Annotated in this window: 15 protein-coding genes; 14 read left to right on the top strand and 1 reads right to left on the bottom strand. The window is 64.4% G+C overall.

Going from position 1 to position 21,215, the window contains the following annotated elements; genetic code table 11:
• The first annotated feature begins 349 nt into the window (after positions 1-349).
• From DTS01S_RS29850 to DTS01S_RS20020, 12 genes are all read left to right on the top strand, one after another.
• On the top strand, positions 350-1,093 hold the full coding sequence (locus DTS01S_RS29850; protein WP_139223875.1) for a fimbrial protein: 744 nt from the start codon (positions 350-352) through the stop codon (positions 1,091-1,093).
• A gap of 104 nt (positions 1,094-1,197) precedes the next feature.
• Positions 1,198-1,980 carry a fimbrial biogenesis chaperone gene (locus DTS01S_RS20070; protein ID WP_052947257.1) on the top strand — a complete coding sequence of 261 codons (783 nt, stop codon included), beginning with the start codon at positions 1,198-1,200 and terminating at the stop codon, positions 1,978-1,980.
• 115 nt (positions 1,981-2,095) lie between these two features.
• A complete protein-coding gene (locus DTS01S_RS20065; RefSeq protein ID WP_061288589.1) occupies positions 2,096-4,987 on the top strand; it encodes a fimbria/pilus outer membrane usher protein in 2,892 nt (963 codons plus the stop codon).
• Positions 4,988-5,102: 115 nt separating this feature from the next.
• Positions 5,103-5,891 carry a hypothetical protein gene (locus tag DTS01S_RS20060; RefSeq protein ID WP_139223874.1) on the top strand — a complete coding sequence of 263 codons (789 nt, stop codon included), beginning with the start codon at positions 5,103-5,105 and terminating at the stop codon, positions 5,889-5,891.
• 150 nt (positions 5,892-6,041) lie between these two features.
• Positions 6,042-7,049, top strand: a complete 1,008-nt coding sequence (locus DTS01S_RS29845; protein ID WP_160310758.1) for a fimbrial protein — start codon at positions 6,042-6,044, stop codon at positions 7,047-7,049.
• Between the two features lie 182 nt (positions 7,050-7,231).
• Positions 7,232-11,269, top strand: coding sequence for a trifunctional transcriptional regulator/proline dehydrogenase/L-glutamate gamma-semialdehyde dehydrogenase (gene putA, locus DTS01S_RS20050; protein ID WP_061288584.1), 4,038 nt, complete (start codon positions 7,232-7,234; stop codon positions 11,267-11,269).
• A 79-nt stretch (positions 11,270-11,348) separates the two neighbouring features.
• Positions 11,349-12,851 (top strand): sodium/proline symporter PutP, encoded by a 1,503-nt coding sequence (gene putP / locus DTS01S_RS20045; protein ID WP_061288582.1) that lies wholly within the window; start codon positions 11,349-11,351, stop codon positions 12,849-12,851.
• A gap of 152 nt (positions 12,852-13,003) precedes the next feature.
• Positions 13,004-13,348, top strand: coding sequence for a type II toxin-antitoxin system RelE/ParE family toxin (locus DTS01S_RS20040; protein WP_013800422.1), 345 nt, complete (start codon positions 13,004-13,006; stop codon positions 13,346-13,348).
• The gene (locus DTS01S_RS20035) at positions 13,345-13,677 is read left to right on the top strand and encodes a helix-turn-helix domain-containing protein (protein WP_013800421.1); all 333 of its coding nucleotides are present in this window, start codon (positions 13,345-13,347) and stop codon (positions 13,675-13,677) included. The genes DTS01S_RS20040 and DTS01S_RS20035 overlap by 4 nt, the downstream gene beginning before the upstream one ends.
• 233 nt (positions 13,678-13,910) lie before the next feature.
• Entirely contained in the window at positions 13,911-14,897 is a 987-nt protein-coding gene (locus tag DTS01S_RS20030) for a TRAP transporter substrate-binding protein (protein ID WP_017404599.1), read from the top strand.
• A 177-nt stretch (positions 14,898-15,074) separates the two neighbouring features.
• Positions 15,075-15,590 (top strand): TRAP transporter small permease, encoded by a 516-nt coding sequence (locus DTS01S_RS20025; RefSeq protein ID WP_013800419.1) that lies wholly within the window; start codon positions 15,075-15,077, stop codon positions 15,588-15,590.
• 149 nt (positions 15,591-15,739) lie between these two features.
• Entirely contained in the window at positions 15,740-17,026 is a 1,287-nt protein-coding gene (locus tag DTS01S_RS20020; protein WP_016452769.1) for a TRAP transporter large permease, read from the top strand.
• Positions 17,027-17,160: 134 nt separating this feature from the next.
• Here DTS01S_RS20020 and DTS01S_RS20015 read toward each other — a convergent pair whose 3' ends face one another.
• On the bottom strand, positions 17,161-17,961 hold the full coding sequence (locus DTS01S_RS20015) for an IclR family transcriptional regulator (protein ID WP_012207743.1): 801 nt from the start codon (positions 17,959-17,961) through the stop codon (positions 17,161-17,163).
• A 165-nt stretch (positions 17,962-18,126) separates the two neighbouring features.
• Here DTS01S_RS20015 and DTS01S_RS20010 point away from each other — a divergent pair, with 165 nt between their 5' ends.
• Positions 18,127-19,779 (top strand): GMC family oxidoreductase, encoded by a 1,653-nt coding sequence (locus DTS01S_RS20010; RefSeq protein WP_017404600.1) that lies wholly within the window; start codon positions 18,127-18,129, stop codon positions 19,777-19,779.
• A 48-nt stretch (positions 19,780-19,827) separates the two neighbouring features.
• On the top strand, positions 19,828-21,150 hold the full coding sequence (locus DTS01S_RS20005) for an MFS transporter (protein WP_017404601.1): 1,323 nt from the start codon (positions 19,828-19,830) through the stop codon (positions 21,148-21,150).
• Positions 21,151-21,215 lie beyond the last annotated feature (65 nt).

The following is a 21,215-nucleotide window of genomic DNA, read 5'->3' as shown; positions in this document are numbered from 1 at the left end:
GCATCGCAGATCCCCCACCCCATAGGCGACAGCCTTCCCACAAGGCTTTGCCCCGCCATTTCTGGACCCGCGCACGCACAGTTCGGATCACCAATTCGTAAGCAATTGAAGACAAGATAGGACTATTCCTAGGGAATCCCGATAAATTCGCTCAAAAAATCAGGGAATTCCTAGAGAGAAAATCGCGAAATTCAGAATTATCCAATTTCATTTCAGCGAGCATGTGTTGACAATAAGCCGATCAGATAAATTGCCAAGAATCAGAATCTGATTCTTCGAAATTTCGTCATCAACGAGAACAATCCACCGTCAATTCATATTCCCAAAAAGCCTCTTCAGCCACACCCAATTGACGCATAAAAAAAATATATTACCTGCAACTTTCAGCAGCAGCAACTCTATAGCCATCGATATCTGGAATCATTCAAAAATATCCAATATCAAATCAAAAATGGAGGTGCGCCAAAGAGAAAGTTTCAAACAAGATCATTACTTCAATCCACCATATTCATCAAACTCAATTTCATCAGGCATAAATATGAAATTTTCTGCATTGAAATTTTCGGTTGCGGGCTTGTCCTTGCTTGCACTGAGTTCTGTCCATGCGCAATCCACTCAGAGTGGAATCGTCAGATTCACAGGAAATATTTCTCCTGTCACTTGCATCGTCAATCTGGGAAGTCGAGACCAGAAGATCGATTTCGGTATCGTCCCTCCCAATGAACGCGGTTTCACGTCTGGCGGTGGCGCCGTCGGCAACGTTGCTCTTCCCGCCCATCATAGAACGATCACCATCAGGCTGGATGGCTGCTCAACCCCAGGAGCGAACAGTCAGCCCACCACTGCCACGGTCCGTTTTGATGGCCCCATCAGGAACGGCCGCATCAATACGAGCAATGCCACGGCCGACATCCAGTTACTGGAGAACAACTCGACAACGGCCATCTGGGATCTGAGCGGCCCGTCCGCGCCTGTCAACCTGCAATCAGGAACCAATACGCTCAACTACATCGCCAGGTACTACGTGGCTGCCGTGCCCCTTGCCTCAGGAGAGGCGAATGCTGAAGCGACTTTCACCATGAACTATCAATAGGCAGTCCACCGCCTCAGAGAAGCGCCGGCCACCTTCTGGTGGCTGGCGCATTCACCCCCAATGCCTGTGGCATTTCTCTCATATACAGAAATTCAGGATCTCCTATGCCGGTGAAAAATCGCCGATCCAGTCTGCTGTCACATTGTTTCGCCATGGCCGCATTGCTTATTTGCGTCCTCCCGGCCAATGCCAGCATAGTCCTCTATGGAACACGGGTCATATTTTCAGGCGACGAGACGGAAGCCACCCTCAAGATTTCCAATGAAGGGAAATTGCCATCGCTGGTGCAGTCATGGCTGGACACGGGCGATGGAGATATGGCGCCCGAGGGCATAGATGTGCCCTTTGTGATCGCGCCGTCGCTCACCCGCCTGGAAGCCTCTGACCAGCAGATGCTGCGCATCATCTATTCCGGCCAGCCCCTACTCCAGGACAGAGAGTCATTGTTCTGGATCAACGTGCTGGACGTGCCGCCCAAGACCGAGAACGCGAAAGGCTCCCAGGGCAGCCTCGCACTGGCCTTTCGCACGCGCATCAAGCTGATATATCGCCCCAAGGGCCTTCCGGGCGAACCGAAGGATGCGCCTGAGCAGTTGCAGTGGTCCGCGAGCACGACCCGAGACGGGCAGGCCGTACTTCAGGCCCGTAATCCGACCGCGTATGTCGCCAATTTGGGCCATATCGCCGTAGAGGCAGCTGGCCAGAGTTTCAAGATGAATGTAGGACATGTGCTGCCAGGAGAAACGGCAAAGTTTGCATTCCAGAAGCCCGCCGAAAACGAACAACTACCCAAGGAGCTTCCCGCGGACGCAGTCGTGGTCTACACCAGCCTCAACGACTGGGGTGGTGCCGAGGGCCACAGGGTCGAACTTGGGCGCCGACGGTAGCCGAATCCCTAACGCAGCACCGAAAGCCTCCATGCCGGTCACGCGTGACTGGCCGAGGTAGGCAGCACGGCACAGCAGGTGCAAAAAAAAGGCATGTCCATCGAGAGGGATTGCTATGAAGAAAAAAGCCGACAGGGTACGGAAGCCAGGCTGTTTCGCGTTCAAGGCCAAACCACTACATGCCTTGCTGCTGGCAGTACTGGCCTGTTGGCAAATGGATATGCGCGCATCGCAAACAGAGCACACCGCCGGCAGGATGCCGCCCGCACGCGCACAGCACATCGAATTCAACAGCAGCTTTCTGCGAGGAGGCGACGGGATTGATGTCTTGCGTTTTGCAGAGGGTAATTCTGTGGAACCGGGTCTCTACAACCCGGACCTTCTGGTCAACGGCAACTGGATGACCCGCACCGAGATGCGGTTCACTCAACGCAGTCGGGGTACCAGTGCCCAGCCCTGCTTCAACATGTCCCTGCTGGAGCAAATGGACATTGACATGGCGAGCCTGCCGGCGAACGAGGATGTTGTGGATGGAGACCCAGCGTGCCTGCGCATTGAAAAGGCCGTCCCCGGCGCTTCCGCAAGCTTCAACGTAGGTTTGCAACGACTGGATGTGAGCATTCCCCAGATCCTGATGCGGCGCGTGCCAAGCGGCTACGTGAGTCCGGAGCAGTGGAACGCGGGCGTGACGACCGGCTCGCTCGGCTATGACTTCAACACCTACCATGCGCGCGGCGGGCCAGCGGGCAGCAGCACCCAGGGCTACCTGGGCCTGAACAGCGGCTTCAACTATGCGCGCTGGCATTTCCGGCACAGTGGCTCGTTCAGTTGGAGCGATCAGGGACCGAGCCGTTATCAGAGCATCTCGGCCTATGCGCAGCGCGACATCGCCGACTGGTCATCGCAACTGATCCTGGGCGACACCTACACCGACGGGGAGATCATGGACTCGGTCTCCTTCCGCGGCCTGCGGCTGCGCACGGACGACCGCATGCTGCCCGAGTCGCAGCGCGGCTTCGCGCCCGTGGTGCGCGGCGTGGCCAATTCCAACGCCCGGGTGGTTATCCGCCAGAACGGCATCAAGCTGCAAGAGACCACGGTGGCACCGGGCGCCTTCGTGATCAATGACCTGTACCCCACCGGCTATGGCGGCGACCTGCAGGTGGACATCGAGGAGGCTGACGGCTCCGTGCGTTCCTTCTCGGTGCCCTATGCGGCCGTTCCTCGTTCGCTGCGCGAGGGCCAGCACCGCTACAGCCTCACAGCGGGCGCGGTGCGCGGCCTGCGTGAGAGCGCTCCGTTCTTCTCGCAGGCAGGCTGGCAGTACGGCTTCTCGAACATGCTCACGGCCTATGGCGGCGCCACGGTGGCCAAGGGCTATTTCTCGCCCACGGTGGGCGCCGTGTTCAATACACCATGGGGTGCCTTTGGCCTGGACCTCACACACGCCAACACCCGTATCCCCCATGACCGCAGCTACTCAGGACAAAGCCTGAGAGTCACCTACGCCAAGACCTTCCCGGAGTCCGGCACGGGCATCACCCTGGCGGCCTACCGCTATTCCACCAACGGGTTCTTCGGCATCAACGAGGCCATGCGGGCGCGCGACCTGACCCGGCCCGCTGCCAGCGGCGCACCGCCCCTGCTGTCGCGCCCGCGCACGCGCGCCGCAATGACACTGAGCCAGCGCCTGGGCGAGCAAGGCGGCAACCTGAGCATTTCCGCCTCCATGGACAACTACTGGAACCGCGCGGGCCGCCGCGTGGACTACACGCTCAACTACAGCAGCTCGTGGCTGGGCGTTCCCTACAACCTGTCGGCCTCGCGCCAGCGCGATGCCTGGGGCCGCCCCAGCACGCAGCTGTACGCAGGGGTGACAATTCCGCTGGGGGCGGGAAAGCCCAGAGTCATGAGCCGTTTCACACATGACTCGAGCGGCGGCAACCAGTTGCAGGCCAGCACCTACGGGCAGGTCGGCAGCGATCTCTCCTATGGCCTGAATGCCGAATACGGCAGCAGCGGCAACCAGGGATCGCGCCTCAATGCAGGCGCCAATGCCCTCTACCGCCGCCCGTACACGCTGTTCAGCGGCAGCGTGAGCGCGGGCCGGGCCGGCCAGCAACTGTCACTGGGCGCGCGCGGCGCCTTGGTCGCCCACCCCGGAGGGGTCACGCTGTCGCAGCCCCTGGGCGAGACCTTCGCCATCGTGCAGGCCCCGCATGCCGAGGGCGCGCGCCTCACCAATGCGCCCGGTGTACGCATCGATGCACGGGGCTATGCCGTGGTGCCCTACATGACACCCTATGCCATGAACGAGGTGTCGCTGGACCCCAAGGGCATGTCCATGGATGTGAAACTGCAGGAAACCAACCGGCGCGTCGCACCGGTGGCCGGTGCCGCCGCCATGGTGGTGTTCAGGACGGCCTACAGTCGCTCGGCCGTGCTGCGCCTGACACAGGCGGACACGTCGCCCGTGCCTTTCGGCGCCGTCGTCTCGGACGAGAGCGGCAAGGACCTGGGCATGGTCGGCCAGGCCGGCAAGCTCATGCTGCGCGGCCTGTCGGACCAGGGGCAGCTGCACGCCCAGTGGAAGGCCGGAGATGGCACGGCCCATTGCAGCATGGCCTATTCGCTGCCGGCGCGGGAGCGCTCCACCGGCTCCCGTGTGCCAGCCAGCATGGACCTGCACTGCGTGCCGTCCCATCTTGCCGCAGCGCCGTCCCATCAGGCCGCGCTGACACACAGAGCCGAGACCTCGCGCCCCATCGCCATCCGCCAGTCCAGCCTGCCCTTCCAGGCCGAGAAGCATCTTGGCGATTTGCGGCTGAGCCTGCGCATCAGTGTCTTGCGCACCACGGCCGATGCGAAGCAGTACACGGGCCAGGCGCAGCCGCCCTTGGTGCCGGACGGCCAGGCAGACAACAGCCCTGGCCTGCGGATCGATCGCAGCCTGGTGGGTGAATTGCGGGACTCGCCGACGCAAGCCCAGGCCTCGGTCGGCGTCTGAACCGACGCGGTACATGGCTGTGCCCACCCCCTTTCCTGCACGCGGTCCGCCGGTCACCTGCCCTGCGATATTGAAATCCAAGAACCGCCTTTTCATTCAGCAACGGAGCATTTTCATGACCATTACCCGTGCCATCGCATTGTCCTCAGTACTCTTCATTTTTTCCATAGGTCAGGCACACGCGCAAGCTTTTTGCTCTAACGATGGAGTCGGCAATTCCATCAACGATGGCAAAAATCACTATGTCCTCCTGCCCAGTAGAACGCTGGAGGTCCCACTGCCGTTTGATATTGAATCTCGTGCAATCGGCAGTGTAGTGGGCCGCGTCGCCTTTCTCCCTTATATCATCAACAAGAAATATACTGGAATGAAAGGGGGTGCAATGTTCTGTGCAAAATACCAAACCTCTGGCTGGTATGGCGTGGGCACCTTTCACCAGAAGCACCGGGCTTATGAGAGCTCCATTCCCGGCATAGGACTGCGCATAGATTTCAGAAAAATGCCTGTTCCGACCGACCCAAGCAATGCAATACAGAGCTACTTTCCCATCCAGGAACTGTCCGATGCTCCCATCTATATCTATCTGGTGAAGATTGGCCCGATCAAACAGGCAGGGCCCCTCAAAGGGGTTTTCCTTCAATACAAGGTCGACGACGTGGTCATCGCCCAATACCAGTTTGACCGTGAGGCCGCCGCTCCGACCGGTCCGTTCTGCACCGCGAGCCTCAGCGCAGAGAACCCGGCCACGGCCGCCGTCGCCCATTCTTCCGGTCGCCCCGCTGCTGAGGGCAGGCTGCCGAAAATGATCGCCAAAGCTCCATCCTGCCTTGCGGATGAACTGCCAGGCATCAAGCCGGTCATGGGAAGTTCCAGTGTCGCCCAGCTTTCGTTCAACCGCCACTGATCCCAAGCCTGCCTTTGCGAGGGCCTTGGAGCAGGCGCTGCACTCCTCAGAGATGCCATGCGCCTGCACATGCCAGGGCTAACGGCACACGGCACAAGACGCCACGTTGTTCTTTCGAAGTGGCGCCTTGATTCCAGATGGAGAACCAGAATGAATATATACAAGCTTTTCGCATTTTCCATGGGAATCATTTTTTCCACCATTTCCGCATCCCATGCAGCAATCTGCATGCCGGCTGACTCCAATCCGACCACTGATGGAAAGAACCATTACATTGCATCTTACCCCGTGAATCAGGTCCTGAGTTTACCCATCAACATAAACTCCGAACCAAACGGCAAAGTGTTTGCAACAATTCCGATTAAACCAGTAGTCAACAACAAGACTCATTCATCAATAATTGCGCAAGTGGTTTGCTCCGGCGCTAGCAGACCTTCATTTTCAGGAATTGGAGCACCTGATGTCAGAATCTACCCCAGCAATGTCTCCGGAATAGGATTGCGAATATCGATGAAGGGGATTGGAACAATTCCCAACGAACTGCCCATACTAACAAATTCGTATCCCATTCCCGAGGGAGAAAATTTCATCATTACAATAGAATTCATAAAAACAGGACCCATCAGTACTATTTTTGGAGATATCCAACTGGCAGGACCATACATGGAAATGAAAATTGCCGGAGCACTCGCCGCGCAATACGTTTTCTCCGGTGTCACCCTGGTCCCCACCAATCCCACCTGCACGCTGGTGTCGGACAGCATCAGCGTACCGCTGGGCACGCATCCCGACACACGCTTCACGGGTTTGGGTGCGACCACGGACAAGGTGCCCTTCTCCATCGAGCTGAGCTGCTCCGGCGGCGACCCGAACACCCAGATCAAGCCTTTCGTGACGCTGTCGGGCACGACGGACACGCAAGTCCCCTCAGTGCTGGCGCTGACCGGCTCGCAGGTCAGCGGCGTTGGCGTGGAGGTGCTGAGAAATGGCGCGATCCAGGGCTTTGGCGCAGCCAACGGCTGGCAGGCGGGCACGATTTCGCAGGGCACGGCAAATTTCCAGATCGACCTGGAGGCGCGCTACCGGCAAATCAGGAATACCGTGAGCGGCGGTGGCAGTGCAAATGCCTTGGCGACCTTCACCATCGACTACCAGTAGGCCGGTCGCAGCACGGCCGTAACACGGCGGTATCGGCTTGGGCCACGAGACAAAAGGGTTAACCCCAGTCCAAAAACGTCGCAACCTCTGCGACATTTCAACCAAGCAAGGTTGCACCATGTCTTCTTCATGGTGCATCTCCATTCGCATTTCCCACCTCTTCCATTCCTCACTGGCACACCATGTCCACCACCGTAGGCATCAAGGTTGATGACGCTCTGCGCGAGCGCATCCGCATCGCCGCCCAGCAGATAGGGCGCACACCGCACTGGCTGATCAAGCAGGCGGTTGTCCAGTACGTCGATGCCCTGGAGCGCGGCGCGACCACCATCCGGCTGTCCAGCGCGGGCGACAGCCAGGGCGATGTGGCGCTGGAAGAAGCGCAACCCAACGCCAGCCAAGAGGTGCAACCCTTTCTGGAATTCGCCCAATCCATCCTGCCGCAGACGCCGCTGCGCGCCGCGATCACGGCCGCCTGGCACCGGCCCGAGCCCGAGTGCCTGCCCGTGCTGCTGCCGCTGGCACGCGCCCAGGATGCCCAGCAGGCCGACAGGGTGCGCGAGCTGGCGACCCGGCTGGTACAGGGCCTGCGCGATGCGCCGGCCGGCAGCGGCGTGGCGGCGCTGGTGCAGGAGTTTTCCCTGTCCAGCCAGGAAGGCGTGGCGCTGATGTGCCTGGCCGAGGCGCTGCTGCGCATTCCCGACCGTGCCACGCGCGATGCGCTGATCCGCGACAAGATCAGCAAGGGCGACTGGCGCGCCCATGTGGGCCGCTCGCCCTCGCTGTTCGTGAACGCGGCGGCCTGGGGCCTGGTGCTGACGGGCAAGCTCACATCCACCAGCAGCGAGAAGAACCTGTCTTCGGCGCTGACGCGCGTGATCGGCAAGGGCGGCGAGCCCCTGATCCGCCAGGGCGTGCACCGCGCCATGAAGCTGATGGGCGAGCAGTTCGTGACGGGCCAGGACATCGCCGAGGCGCTGGCCAACAGCCGCGCCTATGAAAAGCAGGGCTTTCGCTACAGCTACGACATGCTGGGCGAGGCGGCCGCCACCGAGGCGGATGCGCAGCGCTACCTGCAGGCCTACGAGCAGGCCATCCACGCGATCGGCGCGGCGTCCAACGGGCGCGGCATCTTCGAGGGGCCGGGCATCTCCATCAAGCTGTCGGCCCTGCACCCGCGCTACAGCCGCGCGCAGTACGAGCGTGTGATGGCCGAGCTGCTGCCGCGCGTGCTGCGGCTGGCCGAGATGGCCAAGCAGTACGACATCGGCATGAACATCGACGCCGAAGAGGCCGACCGGCTGGAGCTGTCGCTGGACCTGCTGGAGTCGCTGTGCGCGGCGCCCTCGCTCAAGGGCTGGAACGGCATAGGCTTCGTGGTGCAGGCCTATCAAAAGCGCTGCCCGCAGGTGCTGGACCACCTGGTGGACCTGGCCCGCCGCAGCCGCCGCCGCCTGATGGTGCGGCTGGTCAAGGGCGCCTATTGGGACAGCGAGATCAAGCGCGCCCAGGAAGGCGGCCAGGCCGGTTACCCCGTCTATACGCGCAAGGTCTATACGGACGTGAGCTACCTGGCCTGCGCGCGCAAGCTGCTGGATGCGCCCGACGCCGTCTACCCCCAGTTCGCCACGCACAACGCGCAGACGCTGGCCAGCATCTACCACATGGCCCAGGCTGTGGGCGGCAGCTACTACAGCGGCCAGTACGAGTTCCAGTGCCTGCACGGCATGGGCGAGCCGCTGTACGCACAGGTGACGGGCCCGGCCTCCGAAGGCAAGCTGGCCCGCCCCTGCCGCATCTATGCGCCCGTGGGCAGCCATGAGACGCTGCTGGCCTATCTGGTGCGCCGCCTGCTGGAAAACGGTGCCAACACCTCGTTCGTGAACCGCATCGGCGACGCCTCCGTGCCGGTCTCCGAGCTGGTGGCCGACCCGGTGGACGAGGTGATGAAGATCGCCCGCGTTGAAGGCCGGCTGGGTGCGCCGCACCCGCGCATTGCACTGCCGGCCGACCTGTTTGCACGGCAGGGCGAGAAAGACGCGCAGGCCCGCGCCAATTCCCAGGGCCTGAATCTGGCGCACGAGCAGCAGCTGGCCTCATTGGCCGCCGCACTGCTGCACAGCACGCGCCAGACCTATCTGGCCGCGCCCGCAGAGGCCGACCTGCCTGCCGACCCGGCGCGTGCCGAGGGCTGGCAGGCCATGCGCAATCCGGCCGAGCTGTCCGACATCGTGGGCTGGGTGCGCGAGGCCACCGCTGCCGAGGCCGAGGCCTGCGCCACCCGCGCCGCCCAGGCCGCGCCGATCTGGGCCGGCACGCCTGCTGCCGCCCGCGCCGATGCGCTGGCCCGCGCCGCCGATCTGCTGGAGCAGCGCAGCCAGCCGCTGATGGGCCTGATCATGCGAGAGGCCGGCAAGACCCTGCCCAACGCGGTGGCCGAGATCCGCGAGGCGGTGGACTTCCTGCGCTACTACGGCGCCCAGGTGGCTGCGCATTTCGACAACGCCACGCAGCGCCCGCTGGGCGTGGTGCTGGCCATCAGCCCCTGGAATTTTCCGCTGGCCATCTTCTGCGGACAGGTGGCCGCAGCCCTGGCTGCCGGCAATACCGTGCTGGCCAAGCCCGCCGAGCAGACCCCGCTGACGGCCGCCGCCATGGTGGCCCTGCTGCACGAGGCCGGCGTGCCGCGCGATGCGCTGCAGCTGGTGCCCGGTGCGGGCGAGACCGTGGGCGCCGCCCTGGTGGCGCATCCGCTGGTGGCCGGCGTGATGTTCACGGGCTCCACCGAGGTGTCACGCCTGATTGCGCGCCAGCTGTCGCGCCGCCTGTCGCCCGCAGGCCGCCCCATTGCGCTGGTTGCCGAGACCGGCGGCCAGAACGCCATGGTGGTGGACTCCTCGGCCCTGGCCGAGCAGGTGGTGGCCGATGTGCTGGCCTCGGCCTTCGATTCGGCCGGCCAGCGCTGCTCTGCCCTGCGTCTGCTGTGCCTGCAGGAAGAGGTGGCCGACCGCACGCTGACCATGCTGCGCGATGCGCTGCAGGAGTGGACGCTGGGCAACCCCGACCGCCTGAGCACCGATGTGGGCCCCGTGATCGACGACGCGGCACGCCGCCAGATCGAGGAGCACATAGAGCAGATGGCCGCAGCGGGCCAGAAGGTCACCCGCGTGGAGCGCAAGGACGGCGTGCTCAACGGCCACTATGTGGCACCCGCCCTCATCGAGATCGACAGCACGGAGCGCCTGCAGCGCGAGGTCTTCGGCCCCGTGCTGCACGTGATCCGCTTCAGGCGTGAGCAGCTGGACGCGCTGGTCGATGGCATCAACGCCACCGGCTACGGCCTGACCTTCGGCGTGCATAGCCGCATCGACGAGACCATTGCCCACCTCACCCAGCGCGTGCATGCGGGCAACATCTATGTGAACCGCAATGTGATCGGCGCCATGGTGGGCGTGCAGCCCTTTGGCGGCATGGGCCTGTCGGGCACGGGCCCCAAGGCCGGCGGCCCGCTGTATCTGCACCGCTTGGTGCAGGGGCCTGCCAGCGCGGCGCTGTCGGTCTTCGCACGGGCGGAGTCGCCCGTCCAGGCGCCGCTGCAGCTGCTGGGCCTGCTGCGCGAGACACTGTCCAAGGCGCCGCCGGATGCCATGTCCGCCGACGAGCAGGTGCAGGCCCTGGCCGCCTGCGATGCGGCAGCCTCCGCATCGCGCCTGGACGCGGCCATGCCGCTGCCCGGCCCCACGGGCGAATCCAACCGCTACCGCCTGCTGCCGCGCGGCCCCGTCTGGGCACTGCCGCGTACGCCGCTGGGCCTGGTGGCCCAGGTGGCAGCAGCCCTGGCCAGCGGCAACGCCTGCCATGCGGTGCTGCCCGACAACGGAACAGGCGCCGACAGCGGCTGCGCCGCCACCTGGCAGGCGCTGCGCGCCGCTGCGGGCGATGCCGGTGTGCCATGGCTGCACAGCGCCAGCGCCGACTCCCTGGGCGATTCGGCAGCGCCCATGGCGGCCTTGCTGTTCGAGGGCGATGGCGACGCCCTGCTGCAGGTCTGCGCCCAGGTCGCCGCGCGCGACGGCGCCCTGGTGCGCGTGGAAAGCCGCAACAGCGACGAGCTGCACGCGGGCCGCGGCTATGACCTGGCCGCGCTGTTCCACGAGCAATCCATCAGCACCAATACCGCTGCCGCAGGCGGAAACGCTCAACTGATGACCATGGCTTGAACCGCCGGGGCCGGCACAACCGGCCCCTGGCAAGCGCCCCGCACCACCCGAAAAAACACGACCAACGCAGGACACTTCAATGCAATTCAACTGGAACGACCCGACGGCGATCATGTTCGCCATCTACCTGGTCGCCATGCTCGGCATCGGCGCCATCGGCTACTTCAGCACCAAGAATCTTTCCGACTACATCCTGGGCGGCCGCAGCCTGGGCAGCTTCGTGACGGCGCTGTCGGCCGGTGCCTCGGACATGAGCGGCTGGCTGCTGATGGGCCTGCCCGGCGCCATCTACCTGTCCGGCCTGTCGGAAGCCTGGATCGCCATCGGCCTGATCCTGGGCGCCTACCTGAACTGGCGCCTGGTGGCGGCGCGGCTGCGCCTGTACACCGAGCGCGCCGGCAATGCGCTGACGCTGCCCGACTACCTGGCCAACCGCTTCGAGGACCACTCCAGCGTGCTGCGCATCGTGACGGCCGTGGTGATCCTGGTGTTCTTCACGCTGTACTGCGCCTCGGGCGTGGTGGCGGGAGCGCGCCTGTTCGAGAACATGTTCGGCATGCCCTACAGCACGGCCCTGTGGGTGGGCGCGCTGTGCACCATCGCCTATGTGTTCATCGGCGGCTTCCTGGCCGTGAGCTGGACGGACACCATCCAGGCATCGTTGATGATCACGGCCCTGATCCTGGCGCCCGTGATCGCCTGGCTGGCCGTGCAGGGCCATCTGCAGCCGGGCCAGGACCTGCACGCCATCGTGGCGGCAGAGAAGTTCGACCTGTTCCGTGGCGCCAGCTTCGTGGGCGTGGTCTCGCTGCTGGCCTGGGGCCTGGGCTACTTCGGCCAGCCGCACATCCTGGTGCGCTTCATGGCGGCATCGTCGGTGCAGACCATTCCCTCGGCCCGCCGCATCAGCATGACCTGGATGATCCTGTGCCTGGCCGGCGCCGTGGCCGTGGGCTTCATCGGCATCCCCTACTTCGCGGCCAACCCCGGTGGCGCCGCCGCCGTGAACGCCAATGCCGAGACGGTGTTCATGGAGATCACCAAGCAGCTGTTCAACCCCTGGATCTCGGGCGCGCTGCTGGCAGCCATCCTGGCGGCCGTGATGAGCACGCTGTCGTGCCAGCTGCTGGTGTGCTCCAGCGCGCTGACCGAAGACATCTACCGCACCTTCCTGCGCAAGAACGCCAGCCAGATCGAACTGGTCTGGATCGGCCGCGCCATGGTGCTGCTGGTGGCCTTGATCGCCATCGCCATCGCCAGCAATCCCGACTCCAAGGTGCTGGGCATGGTCAGCTACGCCTGGGCCGGCTTCGGCGCCGCCTTCGGCCCGGTGATCATCCTGTCGCTGTTCTGGAGCCGCATGACGCGCGGCGGCGCGCTGGCCGGCATCATCACCGGCGCCGTGACGGTGCTGGTGTGGAAGCAGTTCGGCTGGCTGGGCCTGTACGAGATCATCCCCGGCTTCATCCTGGCCTGGCTGGCCACGGTGGTCGTCAGCCGCATGGGCCCTGCGCCTTCGCAAAGCATCCTGAAGGCGCATGCGGCGGTGGAGAACGAGTTCGAGCGGATCGGGGCACGCTGAGCCGTGCGCACGAAGACGGCACCCCTGCCATGACGCAAAACGCCCGATGCCTGCGCCTCGGGCGTTTTTGCTTTGATGCACGCACTCGAAAGGCCATACAGCCGCTTTACGCCTTCGGCATGCCTGTATAAAATTTTATACAAGGATCTTCCATGGAGCAGGACAAAGACATCCGCTGGGTCGGATCCTCATACGACGATCTGCGGGACTTTCCCGCAGGCCCCAGGCGAGATGCGGGCTTTCAGTTGAGCAAGGTTCAGGCAGGCCAGGAACCGGAGGACTGGAAACCCTTCGACGACGTGGGCGCCGGGACACGGGAGATCCGCGTGAGGGACGCCAGCGGAGCGTTCCGGGTGATGTATGTGGCCAAGTTCGAGGAAGCGGTCTATGTATTGCACTGCTTCCAGAAGAAATCACAGGTGACAAGCCGGCACGACAAGGACATCGCATCGGCGCGCTACCGTGCCGTGGTCCACATGAGAAAGGCCAACAAATGAAGATCGATACAGAAATCCGCCATGTGACCAAGGCGAAGGCAAACCTCTTTCTGGAGCTGGGCTTTCCTGAAGACGAGGCATTGAAGCTGCAAGCTGCATCGCGCCAGCAGATCAACGACACCCATCTTCTCAAGGAGCAGCTGATGGCGGAGCTGGCGCAATGGATTGCACAGCATCACCTGAAGCAGTCAGACGCGGCGGAGATCCTGATGGTGTCCCGCCCGCGCATCTCGGATGTAGTGAACAGAAAGACTGCAAAGTTCACCATTGATGCCCTGGTTGAAATGTTGAGCCGCGTGGGAAAGCCGGTGCGTCTGTCCATTGGTTGATATGCCGGTCGCTGCCCACGACATCGCCAAATCAGATGCACCTCAACGCACATGACGAGCGCTTTGTACGTGGTCGCCACAAGGGGAGTGGTCACTACAATCCATGGGCTCTTTTTTTCATCGCCGGGCCGCCCCAGGATGAAAAACGGCTCCCTGCGGGGTAGCCACTGACCTTGCCCTGCAAGGGGAGCGTGGGGGCCATTTTTCAACACACAACAAGTGAGACTGCCGCTATGCAAATGATCCGCCGCACCCTTCTTTCGACCTGCGTGGCCGCCATGGCGGCTGCCTCGGCTGGCGCCGTACTGGCCCAGACCAAGGAGGTCAAGGTGGGCTACGCACTGGCCGTGAATTCGCACTACGGCGCGGCCGCCCAGGCCTGGTCCGATGCGGTGGAAAAGGGCACGAACGGCGCCTACAAGTTCAAGCAGTTCCCCGCCTCCGCCCTGGGCGGCGAGCGCGAGCTGATCGAGGGCCTGCAGCTGGGCACGGTGGAGGCGGCCATCGTCTCCACGGGCGCCATCAGCAACTTCGTGCCCGATGTGGGCGTGGTGGACATTCCCTTCCTGTTCCGCGACACGCAGCATGCGCGCGCCGTGCTGGACGGCACCTTCGGCCAGGAGCTGCTGGCCAAGTTCAGCAAGCGCGGCCTGGTCGCGCTGGCCTGGGGTGAGCAGGGCTTTCGCCACCTGTCCAACAACAAGCACGCCGTCAACGGCGTGGCCGATCTCAAGGGCCTGAAGATCCGCGTGACCGAGAACCCCGTGCACATCACGGCCTTCCGCACGCTGGGCGCATCGCCCACGCCCATGTCCTGGCCCGAGGTGATCGGTGCGCTGCAGCAGGGCACGATCGACGGCCAGGAGAACCCGATCTCGGTGCTGGCCTCGGCCAAGCTGTGGCAGGTGCAAAAGCACCTGACGCTGACCGCCCATGTGTACGCGCCCATGGCCCTGCTGGTGTCGCCCTCGTTCTGGGGCACGCTGAACGACAGCCAGAAGGCGGCCTTCACGCAGGGCGCCAAGTCGGGCGCCATCGCTTCGCGCGTGTTCGTGGACACGGTGGAGAAGAAGGGCGTGGAAGAAGCCAAGAGCCACGGCATGCAGGTGGTGGAGAAGGTGGACCAGGCCGCCTTCCGCACGGCGCTGGAGCCCGCCTACAAGGAATACGCAAAGAAGTTCGGCCAGAAGACGCTGGACACCATCGCCAACGCCAAGTAGTCCCCTGACGCATTGCGGGCTGCGGCCCGCAATGCAGGGCGCCCCGCTGCGGGCAACACCTGTGGCCCCGCACGGCGCCCGCGCCGATGATCTGACCTCCGACGGCAGCCCGGCCCTTGCCGCTATCGCGGCTCTTGCGGCTTTTTCGCCCCTGCCCTCCTGCCCTCGCCCACTCCTATGCTCAACCGAATCGAACGCGCCCTTGTGGCCTGCAACCGCTGGCTGCTGATCGTGCTGCTGCTGGCCATGGCCTGCATCGTGTTTGCCAATGTGGTGCTGCGCTACACCACGGGCGACTCCATTGTCTGGGCCGAGGAAGTGGCCCGGCACATGATGATCTGGGTCACCTTCCTGGGCGCGGGCCTGGTGCTGCGCTTCGGTGGCCATGTTGCCATCGACAACCTGCACCGCTCGGTGGGCACGCGCAAGGCGCAGTGGCTACGCCGCCTCGTGGTGCTGGGCGTGGGCCTGTTCTGCGCGGTGATGGCGGTGGCCTCGTCGCAGTACGTCTGGGCCACGCGCTTCCAGACCACGGCGGCCACGGACATTCCCATCTCCTTCGTCTACGCGGCCATGCCCGTGGGCTTCGTGCTGATGCTGGTGCATCTGCTGTTCATTGCGCGCGGCTATATCGCAGACGGCTCGTTCGCCGAATCCGACGAGATGGATGCCGACGCAGCCGCATCCATATGACCCCCCTGAGTCGCTGCGCGCCTTCCCCCAGGGGACGACACCCTCGCTGCGGGGCGGCGCGGCCGGCCCAGGCCCTTGCTTGGTGTCTCCTGCCTTGGAGCGTGTCAGTTCCATCGCTCTGCCATGAATAACTGATTCGAACGCACATCATGGGTATCACGCTTTTCATCGCCATCATCGTCCTGCTCACGCTGGGCTTTCCGGTGGCCTTCGCGCTGGCGATCTCCGCCGCGCTGGCCGTCTTCGTGGGGGGCCGCTATCCGCAGCTCATCGTGTTCAAGGAGATGTTCACGGGCATAGACAGCTTTCCGCTGATGGCCGTGCCCTTCTTCATCCTGGCGGCCGAGCTGATGTCGGGCGGGGCGCTCACGCATGTGCTGCTGCGCTTTGCCGCGCAGTTCGTGGGCCATCTGCGCGGCGGCCTGGGCTATGCCAATGTGCTGTCGCTGACGCTGTTCTCGGGCATTTCGGGCTCGGCCCTGGCCGATGCGGCCGGCCCCGGCTCGATGATGGTCAAGATGATGGACAAGGCCGGCTACGCGCGCTCCTACGCGGCGGCGCTGACGGCCAGCACGGCCATCGTGGGACCCATCATTCCGCCGTCGGTGAGCATGATCATCTACGCGCTGCAGGATGAGAACGTGTCGGTGGGCGGGCTGTTCATGGCCGGCTTCATCCCCGGCATCCTGATCGCGCTGGCCATGGCCGCCGTGAACTGGTGGGTGTGCAAGAAGCGCGACTACCGCTCCACCGAGCCGCGCCCCGACGGCCGCACGATGTGGATCAACAGCTTCAAGGCGATTCCCGCGCTGATGCTGATCGTGCTCATCGTGGTGGGCATCCGCTTCGGCATCTTCACGCCCACCGAGGCTTCGGTGGTGGCCGTGTTCTACGCCCTGGTCTGCGGCAAGTGGGTGTACCGCACGCTGCAGTGGTCGGCGCTGCCGGGCATTGCGGCGCGCTCGGCCATGCTGACGGCCTCGGTGCTGCTGGTGATGGCGACTTCGGCGGCCTTTGCCTGGGTGCTGACGGTGGAGGGCATTCCGCAGTACCTGTCCGAGCTGATCGTGAGCTGGCAGCTGTCGCCCACCCTGTTCCTGATCGCGGTGAACATCCTGCTGCTGGTGTTCGGCATCTTCATGGAGCCGCTGCCCGGCGTGATGATCCTGGTGCCCATCCTGGCGCCCATTGCGTTCAGCCTGGGCATCGATCCCACGCACTTCGCCATGGTGGTGATCGTGAACCTGACGCTGGGCATGATCACGCCGCCCGTGGGCGGGCTGCTGTTCGTGACCTCGGTGGCCACGCGCGTGTCCATCACCGATCTCACGCGCGAGATGCCGCTGTTCCTGCTGGCCCACTTCGTGGTGCTGTGCCTGCTGACCTTCATCCCCGCGCTGTCCACCTGGTTGCCGCATACACTGGGCTTCCAGTGACGACAAGGGCCTCCGAGTGAGGCCCTTTTTTTTGCCGCCTGGCCGCCCCAAGGCATAAAGCGCCCCCCTGGTGGGCAGCGGACCTTGCGCAGCAAGGGTAGCGTGGGGGCCTTTTTTCCGGGGTGCCCAGCGCCTCAGAAGAGCAGGCCGGCCATGCGCTGGGCCGTTTCCTTCAGGTGCGGCAGGCCCTCCAGCGCCTGCGCCAGCGGCATGCGCGCCTCCGGCGCATGCACGGCCAGCGTGGCGCGGCACTGGCCCTTGGCATCGCGCACGGGCACGGCCACGGCGATCATGCCGCGCATGAATTCCTCGCGGTCGCAGGAGTGGCCTTCGCGCACGATGCGCGCGCACTCCTGTGCCAGCGCCTCGGGCGTGGTCAGCGTGTTGGCCGTGCAGGCGGTGAGTTCCACGCTGTCCAGAATGGCGGCGCGCCGGGCCGCAGGCATATGGGCCAGGAACAGCTTGCCGCTGGCCGTGGCGTGGATGGGCACCATCGATCCGGCCTCCAGCTGGATGCGCAGCGGCCAGTGGGTCTCGACACGGTCCAGGTAGCGCACGCGCGTGCCGTCCAGCACGGTGAGGTTGCAGGTCTCGCCCAGACGGGCCACCAGTTGGGACAGCAGCTCATGGCGCAGGGCCTGGCGCGGGTCGGCTTGCAGGGCGCGCACGGCCAGGCTCAGCAGCTTGGGGCCTGGCGAGAAGCTGCGGTCACCCTCATGGCGCAGCAGCCATTGCCGCGCCTCCAGGTGGGAGCACAGGCGCGAGGCCGTGGCCTTGGGCAGGTTGAGCGCGGCTGCGATGTCCATGAGGCCCGGCGGGGCCTCGGCCTGGGTCACGAAATCGAGCACGGCCAGGGAGCGATCGGAGACCGAGTTCGCTTCGTCCTGCCGTGCAGGGGTGGGGTCCGGGGCAGCGCTGGCAAGGGATGGCGGCATGGGGCGGTGTCGTGTCGTGTGAAAGGCCGGAAACGCTTTCGATCATGCCTGATCGCCAGGAGGCGGCAAGGGTTTGCGCGGGGTTGCGGTCCACGGCGGCAACGAATAAGTTTCACCAAAAGGAACAAATAGTTCCTTAAAAAGAAACTCAAAAGGAGCCACTGCATGCCGGACCCCATCGACAGCTATGACTACGTGATCGTGGGAGCAGGCTCTGCCGGCTGCGTGCTGGCCGCGCGCCTGTCCGAGGACCCGGCCACGCGGGTGCTGCTGCTGGAGGCAGGCCCGCCGGACCGCTCGCCCTGGATCCACCTGCCCATCGGCTACGGCAAGACCATGTGGAGCCCCGTCTACAACTGGAAGTTCGAGACCGATCCGGACCCCAACATGAACGGCCGGCGCATTTACTGGCCGCGCGGCCGCACGCTGGGCGGCAGCAGCTCCATCAACGGCCTGATCTACGTGCGCGGCCAGCGCGAGGACTACGACCACTGGGCGGCGCTGGGCAATGCGGGCTGGTCGTATGAGGAGGTGCTGCCCTACTTTGTGAAGTCCGAAGGCAATGCGCGCGGCGCCTTCCCGGGCCATGGCGCGGACGGGCCGCTCAAGGTCTCGGACATCGGCGCCCGGCATCCGCTGATCGAGGCCTTCATCGCCGGTGCAGGCCAGGTCGGCGTGCCCCGCACCGAGGATTTCAACGGCCGCGACCAGGAGGGCGCGGGCTACTACCAGCTCACCACCCACAAGGGCCTGCGCTGCAGCACGGCCAAGGCCTATCTGGGCGAGGCTCGGCGCCGCCCCAATCTGCGCATAGAGACCGATGCCATGGCCACGCAGCTGGTGCTGCGCGGCCGGCGCGCCACCGGCATCCGCTACCGGCAAGGCGGGCAGGAGCGCCAGGCCCAGGCGCGGGCCGAGGTGATTCTGTCGGCAGGCGCCATCCAGTCGCCGCAGCTGCTGCAACTGTCGGGCATAGGCCCGGCCGCGCTGTCGCAGTCCCTGGGGATTCCCGTGGTGCACGATCTGCCGGGCGTGGGCGATAACCTGCAGGACCATCTTCAGATACGCCTGGGCTACGAATGCAGCCAGCCCATCACCACCAATGACCAGCTCAATTCCTGGGTGGGCAGGACCATGCTGGGGCTGGAGTGGCTGCTGTTCCGCTCGGGCGCGCTGGCCGTGGGCATCAACCAGGGCGGCTGCTTCATGCGTGCGCTCAGGGACGAGCAGGGCCGGCCCGTGGCCGCCACGCCCGACATCCAGTTCCACGTCTCCACGCTGTCGGCCGACATGGCAGGCGGCCAGGTCCATCCGTACTCGGGCTTCACCATGTCGGTCTGCCAGCTGCGGCCCGAGTCACGCGGGCAGTTGCGCATCCGCTCGCGCGATGCCTTCGAGCCGCCCTCCATCCAGCCCAACTACCTGGCCACCGACCTGGACCGCCGCACCAACGTGGCGGCCGTGCGCGCGGCACGCGCCATTGCCGACACACCGGCCATGCGCCCCTTCGTGAAGCGCGAGGTCAAGCCCGGCCCCGATGCGCACAGCGATGCGGAGCTGCTGGAGTTCTGCCGCAACCACGGCGCCACCATCTTCCACCCCAGCGGCACCTGCCGCATGGGCAGCGACGCCCTGGCCGTGGTCGATGCGCGCCTGCGCGTGCATGGCATGGCCGGGCTGCGCGTGGTCGATTGCTCGGTCATGCCCACCCTGGTCTCGGGCAACACCAATGCGCCCGTGGTGATGATGGCCGAGAAGGCCGCCGACATGGTTCGCGAAGACAGGCACGGAGAGACAGGGCAGCTCAAGGTCGCATGACTGCCCGTTCCTGCATCCCGGCAATGCGACAGACAACCAGGAGACAGCATGACGACGGCAACCGATCCCAAGGTCATCCGCAAGGTGGTGACCTCCGCGCTCATCGGCGCAACCATCGAGTGGTATGACTTCTTCCTGTACGGCGTGGTCGCCGGCATCGTGTTCAGCAAGCTGTACTTTCCCAGCGACGATCCGCTGATCTCCACCCTGCTGGCCTACACCACCTTTGCCGTGGGCTTCGTCACGCGGCCGCTGGGCGGGGTGATCTTCGGGCACTTCGGCGACCGCGTGGGGCGCAAGAGCATCCTGGTGGTCACGCTGATGATCATGGGCGTGTCCACCTTCCTGATCGGCCTGCTGCCCACGCATGCGCAGATCGGCGCGGCCGCGCCCATCCTGCTGCTGCTGCTGCGCGTGGCCCAGGGCATAGGCCTGGGCGGCGAATGGGGCGGTGCCGTGCTCATGGCCTACGAATACGCGCCCAAGGAAAAGCGGGGCTTCTATGCCTCCCTGCCCCAGGTGGGCCTGGCCATCGGCCTGTTCATGGCCTCGGGCGTGGTGGCCCTGCTGTCCTGGCTGTGTACGGAAGAGCAATTCATGGCCTGGGGCTGGCGCATCGCCTTCCTGATCTCGGGCCTCATGGTGGCCGTAGGCATGTACATCCGCCTGCATGTGAAGGAGACGCCCGAATTCGCGGCCGTCAAGGCACGCAATGCGGAAACGGCCATCCCTTTCATGGACATAATGCGGCGCTATCCGGGCAATGTGCTCAAGGGCATGGGCGCACGCTATATCGACGGCGTTTTCTTCAACGTCTTCGGCGTGTTCTCGATCAGCTACCTGACCTCTACCCTGCAGATCAGCCGCACCGACGCATTGATCGGCGTGATGGTCGCCGCCGTGGTGATGTGCTTCACGATTCCGCTGTTCGGCCGCCTGTCCGACCGCATGGGCCGCAGCCGCGTGTATCTGTGGGGATCGCTGATCACCGCGGTCTCGGCCTTCCCGGCCTTCTGGCTCATGGCCCACAGCGGCGGCAATGTGCTGCTGATATGGATCGCCATCGTCGTGCCCTTCGGCATTCTCTACGCGGCGGTCTACGGTCCCGAAGCCGCCCTCTTCTGCGACCTGTTCGACGCCAAGGTACGCTACACCGGCATTTCCTTCGTCTACCAGTTCTCGGGGATCTTTGCCTCGGGCATCACGCCCATCATTGCGACGGCGCTGGTCAAGACAGTCGGTGGCAGCCCGTGGCTGGTGTGCCTGTATGTGGTGTTTGCGGGAGCGGTATCGGCCTGGTGTGCCTGGGCGATTGGGAGGGATGGGGGCCGGCAAGAGAGCTTTGCCAGTATGAAGCCCTTGGTCAGATAGCCCATTTGTCTTGCGGTGCAGCTGCAAGGGTCCGAGATCAAAGCTGCCGATCGGGCAGCTTTTTC

Source organism: Delftia tsuruhatensis NBRC 16741, from assembly GCF_001571325.1.
Taxonomy (GTDB): Bacteria; Pseudomonadota; Gammaproteobacteria; order Burkholderiales; family Burkholderiaceae_C; genus Comamonas; species Comamonas tsuruhatensis.
This window is presented reverse-complemented; position numbering and strand designations above follow the sequence as displayed.

Bases quoted from the DNA above. Each gene is read 5' to 3' on its own strand.
- putA (WP_061288584.1), top strand. From the start codon at position 7,232: ATGTCCACCACCGTAGGCATCAAGGTTGATGACGCTCTGCGCGAGCGC.
- DTS01S_RS20060 (WP_139223874.1), top strand. From the start codon at position 5,103: ATGACCATTACCCGTGCCATCGCATTGTCCTCAGTACTCTTCATTTTT.
- DTS01S_RS20020 (WP_016452769.1), top strand. From the start codon at position 15,740: ATGGGTATCACGCTTTTCATCGCCATCATCGTCCTGCTCACGCTGGGC.
- DTS01S_RS20025 (WP_013800419.1), top strand. From the start codon at position 15,075: ATGCTCAACCGAATCGAACGCGCCCTTGTGGCCTGCAACCGCTGGCTG.
- DTS01S_RS20065 (WP_061288589.1), top strand. From the start codon at position 2,096: ATGAAGAAAAAAGCCGACAGGGTACGGAAGCCAGGCTGTTTCGCGTTC.
- DTS01S_RS20040 (WP_013800422.1), top strand. From the start codon at position 13,004: ATGGAGCAGGACAAAGACATCCGCTGGGTCGGATCCTCATACGACGAT.
- putP (WP_061288582.1), top strand. From the start codon at position 11,349: ATGCAATTCAACTGGAACGACCCGACGGCGATCATGTTCGCCATCTAC.
- DTS01S_RS29845 (WP_160310758.1), top strand. From the start codon at position 6,042: ATGAATATATACAAGCTTTTCGCATTTTCCATGGGAATCATTTTTTCC.
- DTS01S_RS20005 (WP_017404601.1), top strand. From the start codon at position 19,828: ATGACGACGGCAACCGATCCCAAGGTCATCCGCAAGGTGGTGACCTCC.
- DTS01S_RS20015 (WP_012207743.1), bottom strand. From the start codon at position 17,961: ATGCCGCCATCCCTTGCCAGCGCTGCCCCGGACCCCACCCCTGCACGG.
- DTS01S_RS20035 (WP_013800421.1), top strand. From the start codon at position 13,345: ATGAAGATCGATACAGAAATCCGCCATGTGACCAAGGCGAAGGCAAAC.
- DTS01S_RS20010 (WP_017404600.1), top strand. From the start codon at position 18,127: ATGCCGGACCCCATCGACAGCTATGACTACGTGATCGTGGGAGCAGGC.
- DTS01S_RS20030 (WP_017404599.1), top strand. From the start codon at position 13,911: ATGCAAATGATCCGCCGCACCCTTCTTTCGACCTGCGTGGCCGCCATG.
- DTS01S_RS20070 (WP_052947257.1), top strand. From the start codon at position 1,198: ATGCCGGTGAAAAATCGCCGATCCAGTCTGCTGTCACATTGTTTCGCC.